This is a genomic window from Pedobacter sp. (genome assembly GCF_041662865.1).
GTDB lineage: Bacteria > Bacteroidota > Bacteroidia > Sphingobacteriales > Sphingobacteriaceae > Pedobacter.
The window spans coordinates 36957-48471 of sequence record NZ_JBAZRL010000014.1; the positions used below are offsets into that span (position 1 = coordinate 36957).

7 protein-coding genes are annotated in these 11515 nt (G+C 35.0%); all 7 read right to left on the reverse strand.

Annotated features, from left to right (window positions below):
* Positions 1-118 precede the first annotated feature (118 nt).
* Positions 119-1735: a glycoside hydrolase 43 family protein gene (locus WC622_RS06990; protein ID WP_372818592.1), complete on the reverse strand. Its 1617-nt coding sequence runs from the start codon at positions 1733-1735 to the stop codon at positions 119-121.
* Positions 1736-1822: 87 nt separating this feature from the next.
* Positions 1823-2770 carry a pectinesterase family protein gene (locus WC622_RS06995; protein ID WP_372818594.1) on the reverse strand — a complete coding sequence of 316 codons (948 nt, stop codon included), beginning with the start codon at positions 2768-2770 and terminating at the stop codon, positions 1823-1825.
* A gap of 40 nt (positions 2771-2810) precedes the next feature.
* Entirely contained in the window at positions 2811-3854 is a 1044-nt protein-coding gene (locus WC622_RS07000) for a pectinesterase family protein (RefSeq protein WP_372818596.1), read from the reverse strand.
* Between the two features lie 7 nt (positions 3855-3861).
* Complete coding sequence (locus WC622_RS07005; protein ID WP_372818598.1) at positions 3862-4599, reverse strand: rhamnogalacturonan acetylesterase; 738 nt, start codon at positions 4597-4599, stop codon at positions 3862-3864.
* Positions 4600-4758: 159 nt separating this feature from the next.
* Positions 4759-6321, reverse strand: a complete 1563-nt coding sequence (locus WC622_RS07010; RefSeq protein ID WP_372818600.1) for a DUF4957 domain-containing protein — start codon at positions 6319-6321, stop codon at positions 4759-4761.
* Between the two features lie 10 nt (positions 6322-6331).
* Positions 6332-8128, reverse strand: coding sequence for a RagB/SusD family nutrient uptake outer membrane protein (locus WC622_RS07015; protein WP_372818602.1), 1797 nt, complete (start codon positions 8126-8128; stop codon positions 6332-6334).
* Between the two features lie 19 nt (positions 8129-8147).
* Complete coding sequence (locus WC622_RS07020) at positions 8148-11330, reverse strand: SusC/RagA family TonB-linked outer membrane protein (protein WP_372818604.1); 3183 nt, start codon at positions 11328-11330, stop codon at positions 8148-8150.
* Between the last annotated feature and the right edge of the window lie 185 nt (positions 11331-11515).

Consider the following 11515-nt stretch of genomic DNA (forward strand, 5'->3'; position numbering starts at 1 on the left):
ATATTGGTTTGTGGAGCTTTATACTAACAAGTCTACATAGTTTTAGACAGGAATAAAACAAAATGACCGAAAATAACTATGCAATCGTTACCGTTTTGGAGTTAAAATGTATAACTCATTACTTTTCAATTCTAAACCAATCAAAATCTGCATAGCCAGCATCATTTGTTTGTTGTTCTCTAACGGAAAATAGGCCAACTTTAGCGCCTACCCATTTACCAGGCGCAGCTTGAAAAACATCAATTACATTCGTGAATTTATCGCCATCAAAACTATAGCTAAACTGGCATTTTGCTCCTTCGCTTACAGTTACACTCAAATAAATAGTTGAAGAATTTAATTTAATTAGTATTTCTTCATTGTCCAACTTGCCTTTGTCTGCTGCTTTGCAAGTAGTATAAACTAGATAATTCCCATCTTTTTTACTTTTGATAGCAAGATTAGCATAACTTAAACCAGCTACAATTAATCCAGCTTTTTCATTTTCTAATTTGGTATTTGGAGTAAAAGTTAATTTTGTAACTGCTGTAAATTTCTCGGTCGGAAATTTCTGCAACAGTAAATTAGGTACTTCCCAATAATTTTTAGCACTGTCTGGAATTTTAACTGAGTATAATCGTAATGAACCCTTTGTTGGATTTAAAAATGACCACGTTGCAGATGGATTAGCTTGCCATTGCCATTGTAAACCTAAATTTATTCCGTTAAACTCATCACTTTCTGCTGGTGTGGCTATTGCTACTTGTTTAGTAATTGAAGGTTTTTTATAGGTTAAAACCGGTTCGCCAATTCCATCACCATCTACATCAATTCCAATTACTGGCCAATTATTTACCCATTTCATAGGCTGTAAATGCACAACTCTGCCGTATGCTCCTTTATCTTGAAAATGCAAGAACCAATCCTCGCCCGATGGCGTATTAACCCATGCGCCTTGATGTGGGCCATTTATTAGAGATTTTCCTTGGTCCATCACCACCTTACGTTCATAAGGACCATACACATTTTTTGACCGCAACACCAATTGCCAACCTGTACTTACTCCGCCAGCTGGAGCAAAAATGTAATAGAAACCATTTCGTTTATAAAACTTAGGCCCTTCAATTGTCGGATCTAATTCGTGTCCATCATAAACTAGTTTACCTTCATCAATCTCTTTATCACCAGCAGCATTCATTTTCTTAACCACGATAATACTTTTAATTCCTGCCCTACTCCCAGCGTAAGCGTGAACTAAATACACTTTTCCATCTTCATCCCAAAGTGGACAAGGATCAATTAAGCCTTTTCCTGTTTCTACCAAAACAGGTTCAGACCATGGGCCGGTGGCTTTTGTAGCTTTTGTTAAGTAAATCCCAAAATCGGGATCAGGATAATAAATATAAAATTCTCCATTATGGTAACGGATAGCGGGCGCCCAAACTCCATTTCCATGTTGGGTTTTAGCAAAATGTTCAAATGGCGGTTGTCTTTTTAAGGCATGGCCGATAATGGTCCAATTTACCAAATCTTTAGAATGCAAAATCGGCAACCCTGGAACAGCATCAAAACTAGAAGCTACTAAATAGAAATCATCGCCAACTCGTACTGCATCTGGATCTGAATAATCAGCATCCAATACTGGATTTTTATACTTTCCATTTCTTAAATCTGGCACCCAAACTTTTGAAACTGGATTTTGAGCACTAACAATTAGCGTAGAGAAAGTGATTAAAATGGTAATTAATTTCTTCATTTATTATTTTCTTATGATTTGTCATCCAAAACGTAGTGAAGGATCTAGTAGAATAATTAGATTCCTCGTAAACTCGGAATGACAAAATTACTTAGAGGGAAACCACGCTGCATTTCCTTTAAAAATAGTTGCTAGTGTATATTGCTTTACTTCCTTTTTAGTGAGCTGTTTAGACCAGCTTACTCTACTTTCTTTTACAAAACCAGGCCCGAAAGAACCATATTCTGCATAAAAAGTAGTTTCGTGATTATTATTTTCATTCCAAACATGCCATCCCTCTGGTAAAATATGCGCACCCATTTCTGTTCGGATAAAAACTGTTTTGGCATAAGGTCTCCATGGTCTACCTAAATACACTTTTTGAAATGCTGGATCAGCGGTGAGTTTACAGTCTAAAAACACAAAGCCAAATGACTGAGCTTGTGTAGTTGATGCTGCAGTGATGTAAGAATTTTTTTTGCTATGGATGCGACAACGTTCAAAAACAACAGTTGCAGCGCCAAATATAAAATCAGTTGTACCTTCGATATAGCAATCAACGTAATATTGTCTGCTAGTATCAGCAGATGGAAAAAGTGTATCCTGATTCCCTAAAATTTTGCAGTTTTTAATAACAACTCGATCTGCTTCTACATGTAATGCTACAACCTGCCCAACTGATCCCGCTGAGTTTTCAAAGGTTAGATTTTCTGCCTTAAAATCATTTCCTTGTACTAAGACAGTATGCGATGTATAGGTATTAATTCCATTTTTTCCAGAATAATCATCGAAAGTGATGATTGTATAATCTTTGTTTTCACCAATTAATGAAATTTTAGATTTTTGAGATGGAATAACTAGTTTCTCCTTATAAATTCCATTTTTTATATAAATAGGCACTTGAATTTCAGATAAATCTCGTACTGCACTTACCGCTTCCTGAATGGTTTTAAAATCACCACTACCGTCTTTCGCTACTGTAAAAGATTTAGGATAGGTTTGCGCATTGGCGGAGAAAGTTATAAATAGAAAGAATGTAAAAATGTATGTTTTCATGCGTTATAATTTTTGCCACAGATGGGCAGATTATTTCATATTAATTTTTAATCTGCGCATCTGCGGCCACCTCCTTTGGATTCCAACCGTTAAAAATCTTATCCAAGGTATATTCTTGTACGGTAATTTCATTTAATTGATGCGACCAAGCTACTCGAGTTTTAGGGTTTGCACCAGGCCCTGTATTATTGTATTCCGCATAAAAAGCGGTTTTTTCATTACTTTCTTTTCCCCAATTATCCCAACCTTCTGCTTTAATCATTTTACCCAAATCACAATTGATAAAAACAGCTTTTGCAAATGGGCGCCACGGTCGGCCTAAATAATATGAATTTGCTGGAGCATCACCTAAAATTTTACTATTTAGAAAAACATATCCATATTTCGACGTATCTGGCGATGATGATGCCGTAATATAACCGGCGCTTTTGCAGAATATTTCACACTCATCAAACACAGCGGTGGATGAACCGAAGATAAAATCAACTGTTCCCTCTATATAGCATTTGTAATAATACTGGCGACTTGCATAACCATACGTATACAAAGTATCCTGAAAACCTAGCATTCTACAGTTAACAAACTTAGCTTTATCACCCGCCACAAATAAAGCAACTGCTTGTCCAACAGGACCAGCTGTATTTTGAAAAGTTATATTCTCTGCTGAGAATTGTGGGCCATAAATATAAAAGCTGGCCGAACCAGATGTACCTTTTTCTTCGCCAAAAGTATTTTTCCGTTGTGCCCAGTCATCGAATGTTAAAATAGTTTTTTCTACGCTTTCGCCAATTATTTTTACGAGTTGCTTTGAAGCAGAAAGATTTAATTTTTCTTTATACACTCCATTTTTAATAAAGATGGTTGTAGCTACTTTTCTGAAATCGGGCACAGCATTAATCGCTTCCTGAACTGTTTTGTAATTCCCAGTTCCATCTTGTGCTACAGTAATATCGTATTGAGTATTGATATTAAGTTTTGAAATTGTAGAATGTTTAATCAATAGCGAATCAGCAGGTTTTTTAGCAGGTTGCAAAGCTAAAAGTGTACTAACTAAAATGATTGATAATTTTAAAAAAAGTTTCATAAATGATTTATTTTTTTATCAAATATTTAGCTAAACCTATTTTAGTTTCCTTAACTCCTTCAGCTACCAAGCCAGCTACAACTTTTGCTCCGTATGGGCTTAAATGGGTATCATCTTTTTTCCCGATAGGGTAATTAACATGCCCAGAATCTACATAGTTAAATAACTTTTTTGAGGGTTCATCTCCTAAATCCATTAATACTTTTGATGTTTTACGCTCCATATCAATTAGTGGTATATGCAATGAATCTGCTAGTTTTCGCACTATAGCTGGATACCCTTTATGCGTATTTGTTAAAACTCCATTTTTAAAGTTTCTACGAGCTATTGGAGTTAATAAAACTGGGGTTGCTTTTTTTGCCTGAGTTTCTTGAATGTATTTAATCAAATTGGATTTAAATTCATTTATTGATGTTCCAATTTCTGGTTTGTCAATTTTTTCGTCGTTATGTCCAAACTCAATTAATACAAAATCACCTTCTTTCAAGCTTGTTAAAATAGCGTCCCATCTTTTTTCAGTGATGAAAGATTTTGTACTTCTTCCGTTTAAAGCTCGATTATCAACTTTAACATTTGTATCAAAAAAAGATTGCAATTCCATTCCCCATCCAGTTTCAGGAAAAGATTTTGGTTGTTTATTCGCAGCAGTGGAATCACCTATAATGTAAAGCGTAATAGGTTCTTTTTTAACAGCGATAAATGACATTAAGATAACCCCTAATCCTACTAGCAGATTTTTATACATGTTATAATTGGTTTTAAATTCAATTATTTTATTCGAATTTCTAGAAAGCAAATTACTTAACTTTTACAGCATTTATGGTAATTAATTATGCAAAATTTGCCGATTAAATTCAAAAAAAAGGGCAGATTAATCTGCCCTCTTCCTATTAAAATAAAGTAGTTATCTCCATCTTGGATCACCTATTCCATTTGCTATCAGCGTGCTTTCGCTAATGGTAAAATTACCACTCGCTGGTGCTGTAAACCCTGGATTTAACGTTGTAGATGTCCCTGTATCATATTTAGCATTCGCGGTAGCGCTTCCAGCTAAATATGTTGGTGCGTTAAAGTAGTTATTGCCTGTAAAATTGGCTGCCACAATAATGGTTGATGCCTGATTTGTTAAAATACCTCCAGAATTTGCAACTATGTTTTTTGAGAAAAATATCTGGTGATTTGCTAAGCGAACATATAGCAATCTATTTGCGGCACCATTACACATTCCGTTTAATGTATTTGTAGAAATTGTAATAACTGATGTTATGGCAGGGAAGTTAGTTGAACCTGTAGGATCCATTCTAAAGAAATCTCTTGCTAAAGCTGAATTATAAACTGTATTATTAGAGAAGTTTACAGTTTTAGCTATACCCGTTCTAAAATCAATAAAATCTCCACCACTGCATTCAATATTACTAATGATATTACCTTTTATTGCTACAGATTCAATAAGCGCTTTAACATTTACATAAATTAACCCTTTAACATAATTTTTGATTATGCAATTTTCGATAGAAAGATTGCCGTAAGCATTATCAGAAGCTTCGTCATAAATAATGGCTTGATTACCATTTAATGATCCAGTACCATCAATATCCAAATCTTTTAAAGCCAAACCAGCATTACCCTTCAACCTAATGATCATACCTTTAATCATTGGCTTATCCGTTGGCTTAGCACCTTTTATTGATATAGATTTAGTTGCTGTTATATCTGCATTAATGTTATAAGTTCCTGGGAAAAGTGCAAATACATCTCCTGCATTTGCATTGGCCACTAAAGTAGTTAGATTATCTGTTGGGTAAACAGCAATTGCGCCACCCAAGTCTAGCAATGTTGTAAAGGTAATCGTACCTCTAACTTTTGTTCCATTTAATAATTTTGCGGTATATAATGTTTCTCCGGTTAAACCCGTAACAATAGCCTCACCCGCAGCAATTTCTGCAGCAGTAACAGTCCGGATAATATTACCTGGGGATAAAGTAATTGTGGTAGCTGTTTGTCCAGCTGGCCAGTTTAAAGCAACAGAATTTGATGTTAATTTCGCAGCATTTATAGCTGAGAAAATTTGCTCAGGGTCCGTCTTAACAGAAGCCGAAACCCATTTAGAATCATCTAACCCTTCACCTACAGCCTTTACCCTAATATAATATTGAGTATCTCCTGATAAGCCAGTTACTGTATACGGGACTTGGGTAAATGTTATATTTGGAATAGTTTTAACAGCAGTACCTGAAAAATCTCCATTCTCAAAAACTTCTATGATATATGTTTTAGCATTATTAACTACAGCCCAAGTTAACTTAACACCTGTTTTATTTACTACGGTTGCTGTTAAACCAGTTGGAGAAAATACTCTATCAACGTTGAGCTTTGTAATTTCATCCATCATACCATCTTTACAAGCTGAGAAACCTATAATGGTCATCAGACAGAAAATGCTGATATATAATTTATTTCTTTTCATAAAATAGGGATTATAAGTTTAAAGGTTTATTGTTTAGCATTCCGTTTGAAGCATCTAAGAACACTTGCCATATTGGCCAATATTGCTGCAGATTAGGCTGTTTTACATATAATGCGTCCCAATATTTTATTGTCTCTGTTGTTGTACCTAAAGCCCAAGTTTTGTTAGCAGTATAACCAGCGGCTGCACCAATTGCATCTGTATCTCCAAAATTTAACCCATAAATTTCAACAGTTTCTCCATTGGCTAAAGTTTTGTAGTAAATCTTAGCAGGAAGATTAGCATATTTCCCTGTTCTGTTTTCTAGTTGTTGCAATTTAGCTTTAGCCTCTGCCAATTTTGTATCTAACAAATTCCAACGAATTAAATCAGCTTTTCTAAGCATTTCACCAGTAAATTCTAATGCTCTTTCATTTACAATTGCATCAAAGAAAGTTATCTTGGAAGCTGTAGCAGCTGCCATAAATGTCGTAACTTTTGCTGGGGCTGTTGGATATGCTCTATCACGAATCATTTTTAAATATGGAGCAGCCGCTGTAGGACCGTCAATATCATTAACTGCTTCTGCTGCCATTAAAATTACATCTGCATAACGCATATACATCCAGTTTAAGCCATCATCATTTGTAGAAGTAACTCTGCGTTTCATCCACTCATAACGATATTTTCCAAAATATAAGGCATTTAAGTTCGATGGTACTTGAGCCGCACCTTTGGTACCATCTCCACCATCCCAAGCATAAGGAACAATGCTTACATCTCTACGTACATCTTCTTTTTCATATTCATACAACATAATCGGATTAGGGCCATTTGTACCGCCTTTATTCTGACCGGTATATTGATCTGTTTTTAAATGTCTTACACCTAAATCAAAAATTACCCTACCTCTACCTTCACTAAATGGAATTTCCCACATCGATTCCAATCCTGCCGCCCCAGTCTCTTCATTTAATTTCCTAAATAATTCTTCGTATCCTAGTAATTTTAACTTACCGCTAGCTATAATTTCTAAACATTCCTTTTTAGCAATGGCATACATTTTATCGTGAGATAATTCTGGATCTGTACTTAACCTTACAGTACCATCTAAGCGTTGTGCATAACCACCTGCTGCTAACGCTAAACGAGCTCTTAAACCTTTTGCAAATGCTTTGTTTATTTTTTCTACGCTGGTAACACTTGAATTCTCATTTGGCCAAGGCAAATAACCTGCCGCTTCATTCAAATCTGCTAACAACTGTTTATAAATAATATCTCTATCACTTCTGGGCAAATAACTTGTTTCGCTAGTAACTGGTTCAAACCTTGCCGGAACATCGCCCCAGCCCTTAATTAAATCATTATATACAACTGCTCTTAAAGTTAAGATTTGACCTAAAATTTGTGCCATTTGAGGATTGCTCTCTATCTTCCCATAAGTTCTAATTCCCCTAATAGCTAAATTTGCCCTTTCAATACCTTCATAAAATTTAGCATAGGCATTATCCAAAGTGTTCATTTGGCTATTATTTACGTTGGTATTATAATTACTCAATCTTGCCTTATCATCACCAGTTGATTTTAAAGAATTATTTACTTCGGTGTCATTATTAATCCCGTAATAAACCAAAAAACGACCCCTATAAGAGTTAGTTTCTCCGAATGATTGTAGCACTCCTGCAATTGCACCCTCAGCTAAACCTGGTGTCGAAAAAATCACAGATTCATCTAACGTAGATTTTGCTGGAGCATCCAAAGCGTTTTTACAACTACTAATTGCGGCAAATCCTGCGAAAACAAATAGTATATATATTATCTTTTTCATATTCTTATTTTAATATTTCCTAAAAATTAACGTTTAACCCAAAAATGAATGACTTGCTTCTTGGGTAAGCAGAATAATCTACTCCAGGTGTTAAATTATCTTTTCTTCTTGTAGATACTTCAGGATCAAAACCTGTATAATTTGTCCATAACCACAAGTTATACCCAGAAGCATAAACTCTCAACTTTTTCATTTTCAATTTTTCAGAGATTTTAGCTGGAAGTGTATACCCCAAAGTAACAGTAGATAACCTTAAAAACGAACCATCTTCTACAGCCCAATCACTCAATACAAAAGATTTCATATATGGAGACCATAATGTAGTATTGGCATTCATTGCTGATAATTCTGCTGGATCATTACTTAGTGTACCATCGGCACGTAGATTTGTCCAACGCTTACCTGTTGCCATGATATCAATCATATTTCTAGAACTGTACTTACTGCTTGATGTATATTCTATTTTGTTAGCATTGTAAATATCATTTCCGTAACTCCAATTAAAATAAGCACCAATATCAAAATTATAAATTCGAGAGTTTAATGAGAAACCACCAGTATTTAGTGGATTAGCATTACCAATAACAGACCTATCTGATTGGTCGATTTTACCATCACCTGAAATGTCCTGAATTTTCATTGTACCAGGACGAATTGTTCCTAGAAATTCTTTCCCATCAACAACACCAGCCTTTAATGTCCAAGTATCTGTTGCCGGATTATATCCAGAAAAATCTGACACCTCATATCTACCAGCATTTTTATAACCATAAATACGACCAATTGATGCACCTGTTTCCACCAAATAATCTATACCTATTTCTGTTGATGCCCAGCCAGAAGTACCATTTAGATTTTTAAGTGGTCCTAATGAGGTAACCTTGTTCCTATTGAAACTGATATTAGCGTTTACAGAGAGATCAAAGTTTGTCTTTCTCACAGCATTCCAGTTTACCGAAAACTCTAGACCTTTGTTTTCTGTTTGGCCTACATTACGGTATTGTATATCATAACCAGTACCTGGAGTTTGAACAGCCAGTAATAAATCCTTGGTTTTATTTAGGTAACCATCTATTGTTCCAGTGATTTTAGAATCAAGCAAAGCAAAATCTAAACCTATATTTCTAGTCACGTTTGTTTCCCACTTTAAATCTGGGTTTGCCATTGTTTTTGAAGCTGCCCAATAATTGCTAGATCCATTTATCCACACCGTATTAGAGTTTAAAAAAGATTGGGTCATTTGACCGGTAGGAATATTATTGTTGCCGGCAGCACCATAACTTGCCCTTAATTTCAAATCGCTCAGCCAAGATTTTGTACCATTCATGAAATCTTCTTGAGAAATTCTCCAAGCTCCAGAAACTGAGGGGAAATATCCCCATTGGTTACCAGGGGCAAATCTAGAAGATCCATCTGCCCTTAAGGCTAGGCTTAATAAATATTTTCCCTTATAATCATAATTAGCTCTTCCAAAAAACGATAGTAATTTATCATCAGGTTCGTAAATATTAGCTATGATAGAAGCCTTACCTTGAGTGGTTAATACTCTTGTTTGATCAAATCCAAAAGTTTTTGGATAACCACGAACCTCGTTTGTTAAAACATTTAATTCAGTTTTATTGTACTCATGTCCCAATAACACATTTAGGTTATGATCTTTGTTTAAAATTTTACCAAAGCTATAATTTAAGGTATTGGTATTTCTTATTCCATTTCTATTTGTATTCATGCTATTAAGAACAGGTAGATTAGGAAAATCAGAAAGGTTTTTCACATAGTATGTTGTAAGCCCATAAAAACGATCTTGGTCATTTCTAAAGCCATCATAACCTACTTCAGAACGTAGTTTCAGGTTATCAATTATCTCATAAGTAACAGCCCCGTTAAAGTTATAAGTTTTACGGTGAATAGTTTGATCATTATCTGTAATTGACGTTAACGGGCTGTATAGATTGAATTCGTCATTGGTTTCTGTTGAAGATGTTAAGCCAGCCACTGGAAATGGAGGATATAACATGGCATTCTTTAAACGAGAATCTGCAGAAGACTTTTCATTTTGCTCATTTGCACCACCACCATTGGTTTTGGTATCAGAATAACGAACTCCAAAATCTAACGTCAGGTTATCAAACAATTTATGATTAAGCTTAAAGTTAACATTTTGTCTTTGAAAATCAGACATTTGCATAATTGCCTTATCCTTAACAAAACTATGGCTTAAGCTGTATTTAGTTTTATCACTTCCACCACTTATACTGAGATTATTGTTAAAAGTTGTTCCTGTGCGACCGAATATAATGTCTTGCCAATCGTTTGGTTGTACATTAGCATATAAATCAATATCCTGAAAATTTCCGAAATACTGAGTGTAGTCAGTAGGAGATTTATCTAAGAGAGATCTTTCGTATTGCCAGGTCACATAATCTAATGGAGTAAGTACATTTAACTTATTTGCCATTTCTCTAGTGCCCACAAAAACATTATAGCTAATGCTGGTTTTGCCAACCTTACCACTTTTTGTTGTTACTAAAACCACACCATAAGCACCTCTAGCACCATAGATTGCTGTTGAAGAAGCATCTTTTAAAATGTCAATGCTTTCTATATCTTGAGGAGCAATATCTGCAATTGAACTAACAGTAAAACCATCTACAATATACAATGGTGCATTGTCGCCAGTAATTGAACCTCCTCCTCTCACTCTTACATTTATTTGTGCATCAGGCGATCCTTCTGTTGAAGATATGATAATTCCAGGTAAACGACCCTGAATAGCTTCTAGGGCAGAAGAAACTGGCGCAGCAGCAATTACCTCTGCACTAATTGATGATACTGAACCCGTTAAGTCCTTTTTACGAACAGTTCCGTAACCCACATTAATGACAACTTCATTTAAATTTGAAACTTCTTCTTCCAATGCAAAATTTACTTTGGTTTCATTGCCAACAGACACTTCAAGCATTTTAAAACCCAAGTACTTGGCTTGTAAAACAACGCTACCAGTTGCTGGGACATTAATTACGAATTGACCATTTGAATCGGTACTTGCTACGGTTGATGTACCCTTTACGGTAACAGAGGCACCAGGAATTGACAATTTAGTTGCCTTATCAGTTACCTTCCCTGTAATTTGCCTAGTTTGTGCTTTAGCTATATTTATGCCCATAGCAAGCACACAAAAGAACAGTAAAATTTTTTTCATACAATTAGGTTATATTTTGGTTGGTTATAGATGACGTATAAAGTCTTCTATTAACAAGTCTACATTGTTTTTTTTATAAAGTATAACAGTACAGGACACTAAATTTGTGCAATCGTTCCCGACAACGTTGCCAAAAATTCAATCTAAAAAGTTATATTTAAAATCATAAAGAAATGGTACTATTA